The organism is Fluviicola taffensis DSM 16823 (genome assembly GCF_000194605.1).
In the GTDB taxonomy this organism is placed as follows: Bacteria; Bacteroidota; Bacteroidia; order Flavobacteriales_D; family Crocinitomicaceae; genus Fluviicola; species Fluviicola taffensis.
This window is the reverse complement of sequence record NC_015321.1, coordinates 743,194-760,618: the sequence shown is the minus strand read 5'-3', so window position 1 is coordinate 760,618 and position 17,425 is coordinate 743,194. Positions and strand designations below refer to the sequence as shown.

Below are 17,425 nucleotides of genomic sequence, written 5' to 3'. Positions count from 1 at the left end.
TTATTTGATCCACATTAATTTTTCGCGTTCAACTTTTAAACGCATAAATCCAAAAGCAACGGTTAGCAAGTGGCCTTTTATTTCTTCAACGGTTCCGCTTTGCTTAGTTTCAATCATTTTCACAGTTGAACCAACAACGATTTTCTCTTGTTGGAGAATATCTTGTTCAACTTGCTGCGTTTTTCGTTTTTTAGCAGTTGGCTTTTCTGGTTTTTGCTGCATCAACTCCACTTTGCGTTTCGCGTCTTCGATTTTCGATTTCTCTACCAAAAGGTATTTTCTGACATCTTCTAATAATGGATTATTGGCATCTTTTTTTCGTGTTCTCGTTTGATAACGATCGATGAAAGACTTCATTTTCTTTCCGGAATTGATATACAGGTTGTTTTTTTCTGCTAAATCTTGTTGTGTACGTAGTTTTTCATCGATTCGTTGCTTTTTCTCAATAAATTCTTCGCGCGCATTATTAGCAAGCTGCTGGGCTTCAATGTGTTCGTTATTCAATCGTTGCAAATACATTTTCTCCCGATTCAACTCGTTCAATAGATGATCCATATTTACTCGATTCTGATCTAATTTTCCTTTTGCTTGCTCTATTAAATCCAGAGGAATGCCATTCATTTGAGCAACTTCAAACGTAAATGAACTTCCAGGTTGCCCCATGGAAAAGCGGTAGATAGGTTCTAAGGTTTCTGTATTGAAAAGCATGCAGCCATTCACCGCGTTCGGAAGTTGGTCTGCTTTGAGTTTGATGTTTGCGTAGTGAGTTGTAATGACTCCATACGATTTTCGTTTGTATAGTTCTTCGAAGAAAACTTCAGCCAAAGCGCCACCTAGTTCTGGATCGGAACCTGTTCCAAACTCATCCAATAAAAGTAAGGTTCTTCGGTTGGAAGTTTTTAGAAAGTATTTCATCCGCTTCAAGCGATAGGAATAGGTGCTCAACTCATTTTCGATCGATTGATTGTCACCAATATCGGATAGAACTTGCTGGAAGAAACAGAATTTACTGTTTTCGTGGACTGGAATGAGCAATCCCGCTTGGAGCATGATTTGTAGAAGCCCAATCGTTTTTAAAGTAATTGATTTTCCACCAGCATTTGGTCCTGAAATAACTAACATGCGGCTATTTGTATCCAATATTAAGCTTTGTGGAAGGGTTACTTTTCCTAAGTTTTTATTTGTTTTCCAGAGAATTGGGTGAAAAGCATCAATTAATTCAATGCGTGTGTTTCGAACAATTCCAGGAAGGTTGGCATTCAAATCGAGTGCAAGTTTTGTTTTTGCATTGATAAAATCAAACTCGGTTAATAGGCTTTGATATCCTTGAATCAATGGTAGATGATGAGCGATATCACGTGTTAATTCTTGTAAGATTCGGAAAATTTCTTTTCGTTCATCGTCCAAAGACATCTCCAACTCATTGTTCAACGGAATATTGATGGAAGGTTCAATGAATGTCAAACTTCCTGTTTTCGAGGATCCAACAGCAATTCCACCTACTTTTCGCTTGTGTGTAGATTGAACAGTGAGAACTCGTCTGTCATTTACAAATGCTTCTTTGGTGTCACCTAAAAGTCCTTCCTTTAAATAACGGCGCATTTCCTTGTCAAAATTGCGGTTGATTTGATTTCTCAACTTAGCGATTTGTTGACGGATAGCAAAAAGCTCGGGTGATGCATCGTCTTTGATTTGTCCTCTTCGATCAAAAACTTTCTCAATTGCCTCAATCAACTCTCTTGTAAAGTAAACGGTATTTAGAATTGCAAAGAGATTTGGATAGTCTTGAGAGCGTTTATCGAAAAAGTGAAGAATGTGATTTACCAATTCGGATGCGCGTGTAATTCGTACAAATCCTTCTTGTTGAAGTACTGCATTTTTAATTGGCAGCAATTTGATTTCGCTCAACAATTCTTCAAAATCCAAGGCTGGAAAAGATTCTCCTTCAATACGAATACGTTTAAATTCATTGAGTCGGAGCAATTCAAATTCAATGGCATCAAAATCATTGTTTGGAGCTAGATTTTCCAATCTTTTTTGAGCTGTTGAACCAATGCTAAACGCAGCCAACCATTCTCTGATTTGGTTAAATTCTAAATCGTGAAGTGTTTGCTGATCAAATCCTTTCATGGTGTAAAAATAGTGGCAATTTGGAAGCTGACAAACGAGAAATAACGAAAAGAACCCGCTTAAACAAATTTTTACCACAAATGCACAAATTTTTGAGACGCCTACCGGTCGTCTCTTTTGTCGTTCAGGGGCGACTGGTAAGCGCCCCTTTTCATTTGCGCATTTGCGGTAAAAAAAAGATGGTGTGATTAATTTGGTGGTTTTTACTTAAAGTAATCCTCCAAAATTCTATTTTTACGTTCAAAATTTAGACTATGAAACTTCTTTCTTTTAATGTAAATGGAATTCGAGCAATTGCAGGGAAATCTTTTCTCACAGATATGAAAGAGATGCAAGCAGATGTTATTTGTTTACAAGAAACTAAAGCAACTGTTGAACAAGTATTGGAAACTGTGAATCCTTTGGATTATCCATTTGTATATGCCAATGAAGCGGGACGAAAAGGGTATTCTGGTACGGCGATTATTTCGAAAGTGGAGCCATTGTCAGTTGTTTACGATATGGGGGTTTCTCATCACGATGAAGAAGGGAGGGTGATTTGTGCTGAATACGACAAATTCTATTTAATAACCGTTTATGTTCCGAATTCAGGAAGTGAATTGTTGCGTTTGCCATACCGTAAAACGTGGGATGCTGATTTTTTGAGTTATTTGAAAAATTTAGAAGCCAAGAAGCCAGTGGTAGTTTGTGGCGATTTCAATGTAGCACATAAAGCAATAGATTTGGCTCGACCAAAGGCAAATTACAACAAATCTGCTGGATTTATGCAAGAAGAGATTGATGGAATGGATGCCTTTACTGCAAATGGATTAGTTGACTCGTGGCGTGCAAAAAATGGTGATGAGGTGAAATATACCTGGTGGAGCTACCGTGGTGGAGCAAGAGAGAAGAATGTTGGCTGGCGGATTGATTATTTCCTGGTGTCTGAAGGCTTTGTTCCTAAAATAAAAGAAGCAACTATTCATAATGAAATTTTTGGCTCCGATCATTGTCCAGTTGGTGTGGAGTTGAGTTTGTGATTGCGAATCATATAGATCACAGAGGCGCATAGAAAATCTATGTGACCTATATTTTTATGCGGTTCAAATATTGAGTATGTTCCCCAAAATGAAATCTCTTTTTTCAAATTGAAATAAATCGCCGTTTTGGTGTGAGATATTGTTTTTTGAAACCGCCTTCTGAAAGTCTTTCTGTGTTTAGGGTTTAAGTTTTTTTGTGAGTAGTAAAACCCCGCGGGGCATGGATTTGGGCAATTGTATTCCAAAACAAACAAACTATCAACATGAGAAAAATTACAACAATGCTTTTAGCAGGCATAGCAATGTTCGGGATGAACGTTAATGCACAAGAAGACTACCGTGAAAATTTTAAATTCGGACTTAGGGTAGGGGGTAATTATTCCAATGTATGGGATGAGAAAGACCAAGATTTTGAAGCGAAAGGTAAGGTTGGCTTTGCTGGAGGCGCTTTCATACATATTCCAATTGGAAAATATTTGGGTGTTCAACCAGAGGTTTTGTTTTCGCAAAAAGGATATCAGGGGTCCGGTACTTTTTTAATGCAGCCATACGCCTTTAAACGTACAACGAATTACTTAGAAGTTCCGCTGTTATTTACAATTAAACCAGCATCGTTTCTTACAATCGTTTTGGGTCCTCAATATTCCTTTTTGTTGAGTCAAAAAACGGATTTTTCAACAGGAACTTTTGGAACTTCAGAATTTATTGAATACGACAACGACAATATTCGAAAAAACACACTTGGGGCAGTTGTTGGCTTCGATATAAATATCACTCACTTTGTGGTGTCTCCGAGAGCTGGATGGGATTTTCAAACGAACCTTGGTGATGGTTCCTCATCTACTCCACGCTATAAAAATCAATGGCTTCAATTAACCTTGGGTTACAGATTCTAAGTTATTGCCTATTGATTTGGGAAGAGTCTGTCTCCGATAACTATCGGGTGTCGGGCTCTTTTTTGTTCATAACATGTTGATTAACTTTTGGTAACTTATTCTTTAACTTTCGTTCTAAAGGCAACTTTTGAATCTGTATCTTTGTCCTCATGGAAGAACAACAACCAAACAATTCCCGTAGGGTAGGAGCTCGTACCAAGAATGCTATTTTACCGCTTGCAAATGAAATGGGGAGAATACCACCCCAAGCAATTGATGTAGAACAAGCTGTTCTTGGTGCTATGATGTTGGATAAAAATGCAGTAACTGATACCATTGATATGTTATCAGCAGATAGTTTTTATGATCCAAAACATGCTTTTATCTATGGAGCTATTCGAGATTTGTTTGGAACATCTAATCCAATTGATTTATTGACAGTTGCAGAAAGACTTAAGTCACGAGGTGAATTGGAGGCTTCTGGAGGTGTTGTTTATTTGTCTTCCTTGACACAACGAGTTGGTTCAGTTGCTCATATCGAATACCATGCGCGAATTATTTCCCAGAAACACATTCAACGTGAAATCATTCGGATGTGCTCAGAAACATTGAGAGATGCTTACGATGAAACGTCTGACGTATTTGAAATGTTGACAAAAGCGGAGGGTGCTTTATTCTCGATTGCTGAAAATAATATGAAAAAATCGGTTGCTACCATGAATGTGGTGGTGAGTGAAGCGATTAAAGAGATAGAACAAGCTGCTAAAAATAGTGATGGACTTTCAGGTGTGCCAACTGGTTTCCGTAAGTTGGATGAAGTGACTTCTGGTTGGCAGCGTTCGGATATGATTGTAATTGCAGCTCGTCCTGCAATGGGTAAAACAGCCTTCGTATTGTCGATGGCTCGAAATACAGCGGTCGATTTCAATATGGGAGTTGCGATTTTTTCCTTGGAGATGTCCTCTGTTCAGCTTGTAAAACGTTTGATTTCTGCAGAAAGTATGATTTCAGCAGAGAAATTAAGAAAAGGAAAACTCGAAGAATACGAATTTCAACAGTTGTATTCACGGGTTACAAAATTAGCCGAAGCGCCTATTTATATTGATGATACGCCTGGATTAAGTGTATTTGATTTACGTGCAAAATGTCGTCGATTGAAAATGCAATACGATATTCAGATGGTCATAATTGATTATTTGCAGCTAATGTCTGCTGGTGGTGGAAAAGGAAGTGGGAATCGCGAGCAGGAAATTTCAACAATTTCACGTTCCATTAAGGAGATTGCGAAGGAGTTGAATATTCCAGTAATTGCATTGTCTCAGCTTTCACGTTCGGTGGAAACAAGAGGTGGTGATAAACGACCAGTTTTGTCGGATTTACGTGAATCTGGAGCAATTGAGCAAGATGCCGATATCGTGGGATTCTTATACCGTCCAGAATATTACGGGATTACAACCGCTGAAGATGGTTCTTCCAATGAAGGTGTTGGTGAAGTCATTATTGCAAAGCATAGAAATGGTGCTTTGGAGAATGTCCGAATGCGTTTCGTTGGAAAGTATGCGCGCTTCGAAAATATGGAAGATCAATACAACAGTGCTCCAGGAAATGACTTTAATCCGAATGCAATGAGTGCTGGAATGTCGATGAATCGCAGTTTTGATGAGTCACCACGCACGATTACGCTTGGAAGTAACATGAACAATGTTCCTGATGAAGATTTTAAAGGGCCTGATGAAACCCCATTTTGATTCCTTTCACAATTTATGTTGAAAATCCAGCATTAGTTAATTTTTGAATTAATTTTAGTGCATACACAAAAATGAATGATGAAATTTTTCCTAGCACTTGCATTTTTAATCGTTGTTAAAACAGTTTCAGCTTCTTCTATTTTAGTTCCAATGGATGAAAGACAAAGCAATCATTTGAAGGCTTATGGTGTTTCATTCTGGGTACTTGAAAATAATGTAGTAATGGAATGGCTCTTGAATTATCGAGGTGGTTCTTTTTTGTTTCCGCATTTGCGAACGATTGAGGAAGAATTGATTATTCGGGGAGTTAGTTACGAGATTGTTGCTGACGGACAAGTGAATGCAATTCGAACAGAAATTGCGAATCCAGAAGTGAACATGGAAATTGTACAACTGGAAAAAGCTCCTAAAATTGCTGTTTATACTCCTAGTAGTTCCTTGCCTTGGGATGATGCAGTGACAATGGTATTGGATTACGCAGAAATTCCTTATGATAAAATATACGATTCAGCGATTGTGATGGGGATTCTTCCGAAATACGACTGGCTGCATTTACATCACGAGGATTTCACCGGGCAATACGGGAAATTCTATGCTTCCTTTCATCGAGAATCTTGGTATGTCAATCAGGTGGCAGATGCAGAAAGAGATGCATCAAATCTTGGTTTTGCAAAGGTCTCACAATTGAAGTTAGCAGTCGCCAATAATATTCGAAATTTCGTCATGGGCGGAGGTTTTTTATTTACGATGTGTAGTGGAACAGATAGTTTCGATATTGCACTAGCTGCACATGAAACAGATATTTGTGAACGGATGTTCGATGGTGATCCGAGAGATCCGAATTGTCAGAATAAATTGGATTACAACATGACTTTTGCATTCAAGGATTTTATCTTAGTTCAAGATCCGATGGTGTATGAATACTCCAATATTGATGGAACTGAAATGCACCGTCTGCCAGCAAATCAAGATAAGTTTACTCTGTTTGATTTCTCAGCTAAATGGGATGTTGTTCCAGCCATGTTGACTCAATGTCATACCGATGTAATTGATGGTTTCATGGGGCAAACAACCGATTTTAGAAGAGATTTGATTAAGTCGAACGTACTGGTACTAGGAGAAAACAAAGCTCTGAATACCGCTCGATACATCCATGGAGAAATGGGACAAGGAACTTGGACATTCTACGGAGGCCACGATCCAGAAGATTTCCAGCACCGAGTAGGCGATCCTCCAACGGATTTAAACTTGCATCCGAATTCACCAGGTTATCGATTGATTTTGAATAATATTTTGTTTCCTGCAGCGAAAAAGCAGAAGCGGAAGACGTAGTTGTTATATTGAATTACGAATTACGAATTACGAATTACGAATTACGAATTACGAATTTGAACCTTTAATTATTCTCTGCACTCACTTTGACTTACTTTCCAATGTCTTAATAATAGACGTGAGGATTTTCAGGAGCTCTTCACATCCTTGAATTAGTTTTGCTGCTACTTCAAATTGTAAATACTTTGTTGTTTCGAGCAACTTTAGCCAATAAAGGGTTTCATTCGTTTCTTTTCTTGAAATCTGAAGTTTATGTATAAAATCTTTTGAAGACTGACCTCGAATGGCTTCTGAGATATTTGCACCGATTGATGTTCCAGAACGCAAAAGTTGTTTGGAAAGAACGAATTCTTTCTTGTCGAATGCTAAGTATTTATAAGTTTCTATAATTTGTACTGCAAAGTCAAAGCTTTTCTTTTGAATAATATTTTCTTTCATATGAATAGTGTTTCTTATTTAAGATAATAAAAATTGTGAATTGATTCATTAGGAATTAGGAATTAGGAATTAGGAATTAGGAATTAGGAATTAGGAATTAGGAATTTTCCCCTCTAAAAATCCAAAAACTTTTTTTTACGTAAGTAGATTATTAGTAGTATTTAGATGAAATATTTGAATTCAATATTTCTCTAATTTTTGTAGTGATTTGGTTAGGTTCGGTAATGAAAACTCCGATTTACTTTGGTGGATCGGAGTTTTCTTTTTTGTAAAAAAGTATAAAGTCTTAATCTCCTGAAATCCTAACGTCCTGAAATCTTTGTATCTTTGCCCCAACTTTTTACAAAAACAAACATAGCATGCAACTGTGGAATACATTTAGTAAGGAGGAATTAGAGCAAAAATTGCGCGAGGCAGGTCATGAATTTGTGACAATCTCATTCTATAAGTACGCAAAAATTGCCAATCCTCAAATTTTCAGAGATTACATCTACCAATTGTTGAATAACAATCAGGTATTGGGTCGTATTTATGTCGCACATGAAGGGATTAATGCCCAAATTTCGGTGCCAACAAATCGCTTGAATGAATTTCGGACAGATCTTTATTCAATTGACTTTTTAAATGAAGTTCGATTGAATATTGCCGTTGAAGAAGAAGGGGCTGAGTTTCCTTTCTTGAAATTAAAGGTGAAAGTTCGAAGCAAGATTTTAGCAGATGGTTTAACCGATGAATCTTTCGATGTAACCGATATCGGAAAGCATTTGAAAGCAGAAGAATTCAATGAGTTAACACAAGATCCGAATACGATTTTGATTGATTTCAGAAATCACTACGAACACGAGGTTGGTCATTTCAAAGGAGCAATTCTTCCAGATGTAGATACTTTTCGCGAATCTTTACCGATTATTGAAGATGCTTATTTGAAAGGAAATGAGGATAAGAACATCGTGATGTATTGCACAGGTGGAATTCGTTGTGAAAAGGCTTCAGCTTGGTTCAAACACCGCGGATTTAAGAATGTTCATCAGTTAGAAGGTGGAATCATTAAGTATGCGAATGAATGCAAGGAAAAAGGGCTTGATAATCGATTTATTGGAAAGAATTTTGTGTTTGATGAGCGGAGAGGTGAACGGATCACGGATGACGTCGTTTCAAATTGTCATCAATGTGGTGAGCCCGCAGATGTACATGTGAATTGTGCGAATGAAGCATGTCATTTACTCTTTATTCAGTGTGAAAAATGTACTGCGAAATATGAGAGTTGTTGCACACCCGAATGTCAAGAGATTACTCATTTGTCATTTGAAGAGCAAAAAGCATTGAGAAAGGGGCTTGAAAACAGCAATAAAATATTCAAAAAAGGACGAGCAGAGCATTTATTGCAGAAATTGAATCAATAAAACCGTTATCTTCGAGCATCAAAATCAACTCACGTGGAATTAGCAATTGACTGGAACGTAGATTCACAATTAATTAAAGGATGGTCTACTCCAAATTTATACGGATTATTGTTCGTAGGAGGAATGATTTTCGGATACTACATCATTCGAAAAATGTTCAAATCAGAAGATATATCTGAAAAATATTTGGATAAATTATTGTTGTATGTAGTGCCAGCAACTATTATTGGAGCACGTTTAGGGCATGTTTTTTTCTATGGACCTTGGCATGATGGATATAATGCACAAGGATACTTTGAAAAAGGTTACTTGGATCATCCTTTGGAGATATTGAAAGTTTGGGAAGGTGGTCTAGCTAGCCATGGAGCCGCAATTATGATTTTGATAATGCTTTATATTTACTCCCGACAAGTAGTTAAACGTCCTATGTTGTGGATTTTGGATCGTATTGTTGCGCCAATTGCAATCGCAGGATGTTTTATTCGATTAGGAAATTTAGTCAATCATGAAATCATTGGTACACCAACAGATTTGCCTTGGGGATTCAACTTCAATCACGCATTGGAAGAGGAGTACTTAGTAAATGGGAAAGTTGTTCCGCGTCATCCTAGTCAGTTGTATGAATCGATTTGTTACCTGATTTCATTCATTGTTTTATACCGTATGTATTGGAAGACCAAAGCGAAATTCTCTCCAGGGAAAATTTTCGGGGTATTTATGGTTATCATTTGGACGGCTCGTTTCTTTATTGAGTTTATTAAAGTTGGGCAAAATGCAAACGATGAAGTTTGGATGCTGAAAACTGGACAGTGGTTGAGTATTCCTTTTGTATTGATCGGACTTTATTTAACCTTCCGAAAAGTTCCTCCAAAAGAACAAGCAAAATTTGACGAAGCGGTAGCAACACCACTTCCTTTAAAATAAGTGAAAGCCTCGATAGTGATTGTCGAGGCTTTTTTATATCCGAATTTTATGATATCGTTATATTACGAATTATAGATATTAATCACTTTGCTGGCTTATTTATTTGTTGAATTGCAGAACAAATAGCCTTCCTGAAATTCCAATTTCATTCCTCCAAGTTTTTGCTGTACCTTTGTGCCCCTTTTAGTATTGAATCGATTTCATGAAAACAAAAACACTTCGAAAAAACAAAGTCAACGTAGTTACACTTGGATGTGCCAAAAACACCTTTGATTCAGAGGTTTTAATGGCGCAATTGAAAGCCAATAAATTTGAAGTGGAACATGAGGCCAAACAAGATGATTCTGAAATTGTCATTATCAATACGTGTGGATTTATCGACAATGCAAAACAAGAATCAATTGATACTATTTTGCGTTATGCGGATGCTAAAAATGAAGGACTCGTTGACAAAGTATATGTTACGGGTTGTTTGGTTCAGCGTTACAAAGACGATTTAGAACAAGAAATTCCAGAAGTAGATGCATTCTTTGGTACCAGAGATTTGCCTCGCTTGTTGAAAACATTAAAAGCAGATTACAAGCACGAATTGGTTGGAGAACGTTTATTGACAACTCCTTCACATTACGCTTATTTTAAAATAGCTGAAGGGTGTGATAGACCTTGTTCATTTTGTGCCATTCCATTGATGCGTGGAAAGCATGTGTCTACTCCAATGGATCAGTTGGTTGCATCGGCAAAAAGCCTTGCTGCTCAAGGTGTGAAAGAAATTTTGTTGATTGCACAAGACTTAACCTATTACGGATTAGATATTTACAAAAAGAGAAATTTAGCTGAATTGTTGGATCAATTAGCGGCTGTGGAAGGAATTGAATGGATTCGTTTGCATTATGCCTTTCCTGCTGGGTTTCCGATGGATGTACTAGACGCAATGGTTAAATATCCAAATGTGTGTTTGTATTTAGATATGCCTTTGCAACACGGTTCAACAAAGATTTTGCAATCAATGCGTCGTGGAATTACGCGTGAGAAAACAGAAGCGTTGGTACATACAATTCGTGAAAAAGTTCCAGGAATAGCAATTCGCACGACCTTAATTGCGGGTTATCCAGGTGAAACAGAAGAAGATTTTCAAGAAATGGTTGATTTCGTAGAACGCATGCGATTTGATCGTTTAGGGATTTTTACCTATTCTCATGAAGAAGATACACATGCTCATTCCTTGGAAGATGATGTTCCCGATGAGGTAAAACGTCAACGTGCAGATGAAATCATGGAATTGCAATCAGGAATTAGCTATGAATTAAATCAAACAAAGATTGGTAAAACGTTCAAAGTTCTTTTTGACCGTATCGAAGGAGACTACTTTATTGGACGTACCGAATTCGATTCTCCAGAGGTTGATAATGAGGTGCTTGTGAAGAAATCAGAAGGATACGTTAGCGTTGGCGATTTTGCGCTGGTTGAAATTACTTCGGCAGATCATTACGACTTGTACGGGAAATTCGCGATGTAAAATCAAAATTTAAATAAAATTGAAAACCGCTTCTCTCACGATGAGCGGTTTTTTAGTTTAGAAATAATTGCCAGTATTTCGGCTGCTTTCTGGTTTTAAAAAGGTAGAGAGCTTCCGAATTCAAAGTTCTTACACCCCCTGTTTTGTAAATGTTTCAATAAAAAGTCTATTTTTGAGTATGGACATTCAGAACCGACTACTTGAACAGCTTAAAGCTAAATTACCTCACGATACCTCTTTGGGGAAATTATTGATGGATGATTTGGAATTGTCTCGCGATTCAGCTTACAGAAGAGCGCGAGGAGAAACAGCCTTGAAACCAGAAGAAATCAATTTGCTTTGTCAAAAATACGAACTGTCAATCGATAAAATTATTGGTGTTTCGGGAAAAAGTGTCACCTTTCAATATAATCCTATTCAACGTTCCGAGTTTTCATTTGAGACTTATCTGACAGGAATTATGGATGGATTTAAACGGATGGTTGCACAGCGAACCCAAGAATTGTATATGTCGAATTTGGATTTAATCATCTTCCAATTATTGAATTCACCAGCACTTTTGCGATTTAAGTTGCTTTATTTTGGGAAATGTTATTTGAAATTGGGGCAGTTAGAGAATGTCAAGTTTCACAAAGGTTGGAAAGGCGACATTTCAGATGAACAATTGCAGCAAATGTCGAATTTTTATATCCGCGTAAAATCAACAGAAGTAATTGGTTATGATGCTGGGAAAGGATTAATTCGAGAAATTGTATCCTTCTACGAATTGGGGTATTTTGAAACTCCAGAAGATGCTCTGTATTTGATTGATGAAGTTTCAGGATTAGTAGAACACATCAAACAGCAAGCTGAAATTGGTCGTAAATTCATCAAAGGACAACCAGTTATTACTGAAGAAGATAACTTTCATCTTTATTTACATCAAACGTATATTCAAGACAATACGATTATTTCTGAAACGAATGCCTATCGCATGTTATATATCACTCACAACATGCTGAATTACTTGTATACGATTGATCAAGATTACGTCAATAAATCGTTTGCAGTGTTTAAATCCATGCTGAAAAGCTGTGTAAAGATTTCGGAAGAAAACCAACGACAACGGAATGCGTATTTTGATAGTTTGGAGCAATTTATTGACAAAGCAAGACTCCGAATTAAAGGAACAGACCTTTTTTAGAAGCTGAAAGAGTATTGCTTCTTGTTTTTAGTTTAAAGTATTCCGTGGGTGATAACTCAAAATTGCTTCGCGCAAAAAACGTTGATCTAAATGCGTGTAAATTTCGGTAGTGGTAATGCTTTCATGGCCCAACATATCTTGAATCGCACGTAGATTTGCGCCACCTTCAATGAGATGAGTGGCAAAAGAATGTCGAAACGTGTGTGGACTAATATTCTTTTTAATCCCAGCTAAATCTGCTAAACGTTTGATAATCGTGAAAATCATGACACGTGTTAATTGAGCGCCACGTCTATTGAGAAATACAAATTGTTCATGGCCTTTTTTGATTAATAAGTTACTTCGGTCATGTTCTACATATTCACCAACTTCTTCAATCACACTTGGACTCACAGGAACCAATCGTTCCTTGTTTCCTTTTCCGATTACACGAATAAATCCTTCTTCGAAAAAACAATCTTCAAAGCGCAAAGAAACTAACTCGCTTACACGAATTCCACAGCTATAAAGGGTTTCGAGAATTGCTTTGTTTCGCTGACCTTCATTCGAACTTAAATCAATCGCATCAATCAATGCATCAATTTCTTCGATTGTCAATACTTCGGGTAGTTTTCTGCCAATTTTAGGAAGTTCCAATGCTTCAGAAGGGTCGTCTTTACGGATTTCTTCCAAGACTAAAAAGTCGAAAAATTGTTTCCAACCACTGATTATTCGGGCTTGTGAACGTGCACTTAATCCCATATCATAAAGCTCTGCAACAAATTGTTTTAAATGCCCAGTTTGAATGTGTTCAGGAGAAAGTGTGTAAGATTCGCAAAAGTCACGTAACTTCGCAATATCTTGTTGATAAGCGAAAATGGAATTTTCAGCCAAGCTTCGTTCAATCTTCAAATAATGAACAAATTGTTTAATAGTACGTTCCCAATTTTTCAATGATGCGCATTCTAATTCTCAATGGCCCGAATTTAAACCTTTTAGGAACACGTGAGCCCGAAATTTATGGAAATCGTACTTTTTTACATGTTTTGGATCAGTTAAAGAAGAATTTTACGGGAGAAATCGACTATTTTCAAAGCAATGTGGAAGGTGAAATCATCAATGCCCTCCACGATTCAAAACACGATGGAATTATTCTCAACGCAGGCGGATATACACATACGAGTGTATCGATTCGTGATGCTGTCTCAGGAATTCAAATTCCGGTGGTAGAAGTTCATATCAGCAACTTAGCTCAACGGGAAGAATTTCGTCACAATTCATTGATTACAGCTGTTTGTGCAGGATCAATCATGGGATTTGGAATGGATGGTTATCGTTTGGCGTTGGAATGGTTTGAAGGCAATCAACGTGGGAAGATTGGATATTGAAATATGTAGGCACGCGATGCGTCGCGTGCCTACATATTTTTATCGTATTTCAAGATTTCCCCTTTCATTTAATTCTGTAGTTTCGGTTCGATAAAATCAATGTGCTCCTTTAGGCCTCGTCCATATTTATAATACTCGTCTCGAAAATTCTCCGTTTCCATTGCAATCAATCTCCCCAAACCAAGAGAAATAATCCGATTTATACTATCATTAGTGGTATGAAGAACTCCAAAATTTCTCCAAGTTATGGAATGATCATAAATTTTCCCGATTCCTTGAATATAGCCTGAATTGGAGTTTGCATCCATAGCAAATTCGTGATTTTCATTTGTGAAAAGAGAAACTCCGACTCCTTTTCCATTCACGTCAATGAAACCGATTGAGATCAACGAATCTTTATTGTTTTTTTTTAAGATTTCGGATGCTGAAACGGTGTCTGTAGGATATCTCTGACTATTCGAATAATAGTAGTAAGCCAGTTTTTCTGTCTTTATCTCGCATTTTTGGTCAATTGTCACATCACATCTTTTAGGAGAAAAAAGGAGCAGCACAATTCCAATCAATGCAGGTAATCCTTGAACGAAAAAGATTTTTTTATCTGCTGTAAGTGCTCCGTAAAGTCCCGCTACAACCACACAAATTAAGAAGAACATACTTACATTGAAACGCCATTCCGGATTACAGATAAAAAACGTCCAAATCAATCCTGCAGCTAGAAACCCATTGTACAATCCTTGATTGGCTGCAAGAGACTTTGTTTTAGGGAACAAGTCTTTGTCAAAATTCTTGAAGGTTTTTGGGCCACGTGTTGTCCAAGCAAACATTTCCAGCCACATCACATAGAGGTGGAAAAGAGCTACGATTCCGATTACAATTTTAAGTGCGATTTCCATACTAATTAACGTTTAAAGTGATTTTATTCCTACTATCGAATACATCATGGGAATAAAATTTCCAAGATGCTTGATCCGGTATTTTCCTGGTTCAAATTCGTCTGTGTGCAAGAAACAATTGTAGTTTGAGAAATCGTATTCTTGCAAATCTTGGATGTGAATACCTTGTTTGAGCAAACTCGTTATTACTTCACTCATTCCATGATTCCAGCTTACTGAAGTTGTTTGAATTGGCGCGTCTTTATCTGCATAGGTTCCTGTTGCTGTTTCTACAATCGGATCGGATTTGAAATAACGATATCCAACCTTTTGAAAATCATCATCAAACATCCAAACAACTGGGTGAAATTCTACAAATACAAATTTCCCTTCTGGCTTCAAAAAATGAGAAATAACGGAAGCCCATTTGTCTAGATCTGGCAACCAACCAATGGTTCCATAAGACGTAAATACAATGTCAAATTCTCCTTCCAAATGCTGCGGAAGATCGTATAAATCACAACAAAAAAAAGTGGCATCTGTTCCTGAAAGCATGGAAAATTCGCGTGCTTTTTCGATTGCTTTGTCGGATAAATCTGCTCCAATAGTACTAGCTCCCATTCGTGCTAATGAAATGGTGTCCTGACCAAAATGACATTGCAGATGTAGAATGCGTTTTCCTTCCACATCTCCGAGTAATGCAAGTTCTGTTTCTTGAAGCGAGGTTTTCCCCGCAAGAAACCCTTGAACATCGTAAAAATCCGATTCAACGTGTGGCTCAACGCGTTGATTCCATTGTTTTTTATTGATTTCCTTGTAATTCTCCATGAGCGTGTTTTTTTCTGTTTTTTAATTCGTCAAAAGCTTCGTCGTAATCCGTTCGGAGTGTGCCCATCCAGCGATCCCAAAACAAAAAATACAATCCATAATTTCCTTTAAAATATTTGTGATGTTGATTATGAGCTACGGAAGTATTTATCCATCTTCCAATCCATGTTTTTTGAAAATTTGAAGGAAACAACTCGAAGCCTAAATGCCCATAAACGTTGATAATAAACTGCCCCAATAAAAAGAGAATTAATGCGGTAGGATGAACAGGTAAGGTAAAGGCAATAATTGGAATAATCAGTGCTTCTAGAATACTTTCCGAAAAATGAAATGAATAGGCTGCAAGCGGAGTGGGATTTGTTGATTGATGGTGTACAAAATGAATGTGTTTGAATAATTTGGGATGATGAATTGCTCGATGCATCCAGTAAAAATAAGTGTCGTGGATAATAAACATTACAGGAATCGTGAAGATGTAATAGCCGATTCCGTATTCCGTGATGTCTTTGTACAGATTGGTGTGCGGCCTAAAAACAACCATCACGAGTAAAAATATACTAGCAAATATGATTGTTGTTTGCATGGAATAAAGTACTTCCATCAACACGCGTTTGTTTTTAGGTAGAATGAGTTGAATTTTTCGTTGAAAGAACTGCTTCTTGAACAGAATGTAGAAAACAAAATATGCTCCGCCTGCAATTAGCAAGTAGCGGAGTGAAATGTAATAAGCAATCTTTACCCAAAGATCCGTAATTGTTTCCATTGTATTTGAATTCTATTAAAGGTCGCAATTTTATTTGAATTGTAGATCCTCATGGAATTTGTAGTTCCAAAGAGTAAGTTAGTTAAAAAAAACTAACTACGAATTAGTGGCAAAACTACTCGATAACTTTTAACTCTAACAAGTAGAACGGTTTCTTTATTAAATTTGCACCAAAATTTAGTAATTATGAAATGGTTTCTTCTCCTATTGATCTGTTCCTCTACCGCTCATTTCTATGCACAAGACAAGATTGAAATTTGGAAACCAAATAAAAAAGGTTCGTTTTACATCTATTGGGGGTGGAATAGAAGTGCTTACACGAAATCGGATATTCATTTTCAAGGAAAATCGTATGATTTCACGCTAAATAATGTAATCGCCAATGACCGTCAATCCTTATTTAGAGCAAATCTCTACTTCAATCCAAAAACGATTACAATTCCACAATACAATTTAAGATTGGGGTATTATTTTAAAGATAAATATGAAATATCTTTTGGAGCAGATCACATGAAATATGTGATGAAAAATTTCCAAACGGTAACTATGAATGGAACGATTGCTAATTCAGGAACCCCTTATGACGGTGTTTACACCAACCAGCAGCAGTATTTAGACACTTCTTTCTTGCTTTTTGAACATACAGATGGATTGAATTATTTAAATCTAGAAGTAAGAAGATCTGAAGCCTTAATCAATGTAAAACACTTTAATTTGAGTGCTTCTTATGGTGCAGGATTAGGACTTTTAGTACCCAGAACAAACACAACACTATTGGGAAATGCAAGACACGATAAATTTAATGTAGCAGGTTATGGATTGGGCTTAGTTGGCGCTGTGAAAATCAATCTATTCAAATATTTCTTTATCCAAGGCGAAGCGAAATATGGATTTATCCACATGCCAGATGTTCGAACAACGAATCAAATTGATGACAAAGCAAGCCAGCATTTCTTCTTTATGCAGTACAATGTTGTTTTTGGAGCTCAACTTCAATTAACGAATAGAGTGAAGAAAACAAAATAAA

16 protein-coding genes are annotated in these 17,425 nt (G+C 37.0%); 10 read left to right on the top strand and 6 right to left on the bottom strand.

Going from position 1 to position 17,425, the window contains the following annotated elements:
• Positions 1-2,130 (bottom strand): endonuclease MutS2, encoded by a 2,130-nt coding sequence (locus tag FLUTA_RS03310; RefSeq protein WP_013685430.1) that lies wholly within the window; start codon positions 2,128-2,130, stop codon positions 1-3.
• Positions 2,131-2,384: 254 nt separating this feature from the next.
• On the opposite strand from FLUTA_RS03310, the gene FLUTA_RS03305 reads away from it, so the two are divergent.
• The 4 genes from FLUTA_RS03305 to FLUTA_RS03290 all read left to right on the top strand — a co-directional run bounded on the left by FLUTA_RS03305 (position 2,385) and on the right by FLUTA_RS03290 (position 7,104).
• Complete coding sequence (locus tag FLUTA_RS03305) at positions 2,385-3,149, top strand: exodeoxyribonuclease III (protein WP_013685429.1); 765 nt, start codon at positions 2,385-2,387, stop codon at positions 3,147-3,149.
• A 263-nt stretch (positions 3,150-3,412) separates the two neighbouring features.
• The gene (locus FLUTA_RS03300; RefSeq protein WP_013685428.1) at positions 3,413-4,045 is read left to right on the top strand and encodes a porin family protein; all 633 of its coding nucleotides are present in this window, start codon (positions 3,413-3,415) and stop codon (positions 4,043-4,045) included.
• 149 nt (positions 4,046-4,194) lie between these two features.
• Positions 4,195-5,772, top strand: a complete 1,578-nt coding sequence (gene dnaB, locus FLUTA_RS03295) for a replicative DNA helicase (protein WP_013685427.1) — start codon at positions 4,195-4,197, stop codon at positions 5,770-5,772.
• A 78-nt stretch (positions 5,773-5,850) separates the two neighbouring features.
• On the top strand, positions 5,851-7,104 hold the full coding sequence (locus FLUTA_RS03290; RefSeq protein ID WP_013685426.1) for a hypothetical protein: 1,254 nt from the start codon (positions 5,851-5,853) through the stop codon (positions 7,102-7,104).
• Between the two features lie 81 nt (positions 7,105-7,185).
• Here the strand turns inward: FLUTA_RS03290 and FLUTA_RS03285 are convergent, their stop codons facing one another.
• Positions 7,186-7,542 (bottom strand): four helix bundle protein, encoded by a 357-nt coding sequence (locus FLUTA_RS03285; protein ID WP_013685425.1) that lies wholly within the window; start codon positions 7,540-7,542, stop codon positions 7,186-7,188.
• A gap of 359 nt (positions 7,543-7,901) precedes the next feature.
• Here FLUTA_RS03285 and trhO point away from each other — a divergent pair, with 359 nt between their 5' ends.
• From trhO to FLUTA_RS03265, 4 genes are all read left to right on the top strand, one after another.
• Complete coding sequence (trhO, locus tag FLUTA_RS03280) at positions 7,902-8,945, top strand: oxygen-dependent tRNA uridine(34) hydroxylase TrhO (RefSeq protein WP_013685424.1); 1,044 nt, start codon at positions 7,902-7,904, stop codon at positions 8,943-8,945.
• A gap of 33 nt (positions 8,946-8,978) precedes the next feature.
• Positions 8,979-9,869, top strand: a complete 891-nt coding sequence (gene lgt, locus FLUTA_RS03275) for a prolipoprotein diacylglyceryl transferase (protein ID WP_013685423.1) — start codon at positions 8,979-8,981, stop codon at positions 9,867-9,869.
• A 202-nt stretch (positions 9,870-10,071) separates the two neighbouring features.
• The gene (gene rimO, locus FLUTA_RS03270; protein WP_013685422.1) at positions 10,072-11,385 is read left to right on the top strand and encodes a 30S ribosomal protein S12 methylthiotransferase RimO; all 1,314 of its coding nucleotides are present in this window, start codon (positions 10,072-10,074) and stop codon (positions 11,383-11,385) included.
• Between the two features lie 178 nt (positions 11,386-11,563).
• A complete protein-coding gene (locus FLUTA_RS03265) occupies positions 11,564-12,568 on the top strand; it encodes a hypothetical protein (protein WP_013685421.1) in 1,005 nt (334 codons plus the stop codon).
• Between the two features lie 27 nt (positions 12,569-12,595).
• Here FLUTA_RS03265 and xerD read toward each other — a convergent pair whose 3' ends face one another.
• Positions 12,596-13,501, bottom strand: a complete 906-nt coding sequence (xerD, locus tag FLUTA_RS03260; protein WP_013685420.1) for a site-specific tyrosine recombinase XerD — start codon at positions 13,499-13,501, stop codon at positions 12,596-12,598.
• A 2-nt stretch (positions 13,502-13,503) separates the two neighbouring features.
• On the opposite strand from xerD, the gene aroQ reads away from it, so the two are divergent.
• Positions 13,504-13,935, top strand: a complete 432-nt coding sequence (gene aroQ, locus FLUTA_RS03255; protein WP_013685419.1) for a type II 3-dehydroquinate dehydratase — start codon at positions 13,504-13,506, stop codon at positions 13,933-13,935.
• A gap of 68 nt (positions 13,936-14,003) precedes the next feature.
• On the opposite strand, the gene FLUTA_RS21985 is transcribed toward aroQ, so the two are convergent.
• Genes FLUTA_RS21985 through FLUTA_RS03240 form a run of 3 tightly spaced genes read right to left on the bottom strand, consistent with a single transcriptional unit; the run spans position 14,004 to position 16,398 of the window.
• Positions 14,004-14,828, bottom strand: coding sequence for a DUF1304 domain-containing protein (locus tag FLUTA_RS21985; RefSeq protein ID WP_013685418.1), 825 nt, complete (start codon positions 14,826-14,828; stop codon positions 14,004-14,006).
• Positions 14,829-14,840: 12 nt separating this feature from the next.
• Positions 14,841-15,635 carry a class I SAM-dependent methyltransferase gene (locus tag FLUTA_RS03245; protein WP_013685417.1) on the bottom strand — a complete coding sequence of 265 codons (795 nt, stop codon included), beginning with the start codon at positions 15,633-15,635 and terminating at the stop codon, positions 14,841-14,843.
• The gene (locus tag FLUTA_RS03240) at positions 15,610-16,398 is read right to left on the bottom strand and encodes a sterol desaturase family protein (protein WP_013685416.1); all 789 of its coding nucleotides are present in this window, start codon (positions 16,396-16,398) and stop codon (positions 15,610-15,612) included. The genes FLUTA_RS03245 and FLUTA_RS03240 overlap by 26 nt, the downstream gene beginning before the upstream one ends.
• Before the next feature lie 186 nt (positions 16,399-16,584).
• Between FLUTA_RS03240 and FLUTA_RS03235 the strand changes: the two genes are divergently transcribed.
• A complete protein-coding gene (locus FLUTA_RS03235) occupies positions 16,585-17,424 on the top strand; it encodes a hypothetical protein (protein WP_013685415.1) in 840 nt (279 codons plus the stop codon).
• Position 17,425 lies beyond the last annotated feature (1 nt).

What these genes read in the sequence shown, in the direction of transcription:
- FLUTA_RS03235 (WP_013685415.1), top strand. Translation starts at nt 16,585, where the DNA reads ATGAAATGGTTTCTTCTCCTATTGATCTGTTCCTCTACCGCTCATTTC.
- FLUTA_RS03240 (WP_013685416.1), bottom strand. Translation starts at nt 16,398, where the DNA reads ATGGAAACAATTACGGATCTTTGGGTAAAGATTGCTTATTACATTTCA.
- FLUTA_RS03310 (WP_013685430.1), bottom strand. Translation starts at nt 2,130, where the DNA reads ATGAAAGGATTTGATCAGCAAACACTTCACGATTTAGAATTTAACCAA.
- FLUTA_RS03265 (WP_013685421.1), top strand. Translation starts at nt 11,564, where the DNA reads ATGGACATTCAGAACCGACTACTTGAACAGCTTAAAGCTAAATTACCT.
- aroQ (WP_013685419.1), top strand. Translation starts at nt 13,504, where the DNA reads ATGCGCATTCTAATTCTCAATGGCCCGAATTTAAACCTTTTAGGAACA.
- FLUTA_RS03305 (WP_013685429.1), top strand. Translation starts at nt 2,385, where the DNA reads ATGAAACTTCTTTCTTTTAATGTAAATGGAATTCGAGCAATTGCAGGG.
- dnaB (WP_013685427.1), top strand. Translation starts at nt 4,195, where the DNA reads ATGGAAGAACAACAACCAAACAATTCCCGTAGGGTAGGAGCTCGTACC.
- FLUTA_RS21985 (WP_013685418.1), bottom strand. Translation starts at nt 14,828, where the DNA reads ATGGAAATCGCACTTAAAATTGTAATCGGAATCGTAGCTCTTTTCCAC.
- FLUTA_RS03245 (WP_013685417.1), bottom strand. Translation starts at nt 15,635, where the DNA reads ATGGAGAATTACAAGGAAATCAATAAAAAACAATGGAATCAACGCGTT.
- trhO (WP_013685424.1), top strand. Translation starts at nt 7,902, where the DNA reads ATGCAACTGTGGAATACATTTAGTAAGGAGGAATTAGAGCAAAAATTG.
- FLUTA_RS03285 (WP_013685425.1), bottom strand. Translation starts at nt 7,542, where the DNA reads ATGAAAGAAAATATTATTCAAAAGAAAAGCTTTGACTTTGCAGTACAA.
- FLUTA_RS03300 (WP_013685428.1), top strand. Translation starts at nt 3,413, where the DNA reads ATGAGAAAAATTACAACAATGCTTTTAGCAGGCATAGCAATGTTCGGG.
- rimO (WP_013685422.1), top strand. Translation starts at nt 10,072, where the DNA reads ATGAAAACAAAAACACTTCGAAAAAACAAAGTCAACGTAGTTACACTT.
- FLUTA_RS03290 (WP_013685426.1), top strand. Translation starts at nt 5,851, where the DNA reads ATGAAATTTTTCCTAGCACTTGCATTTTTAATCGTTGTTAAAACAGTT.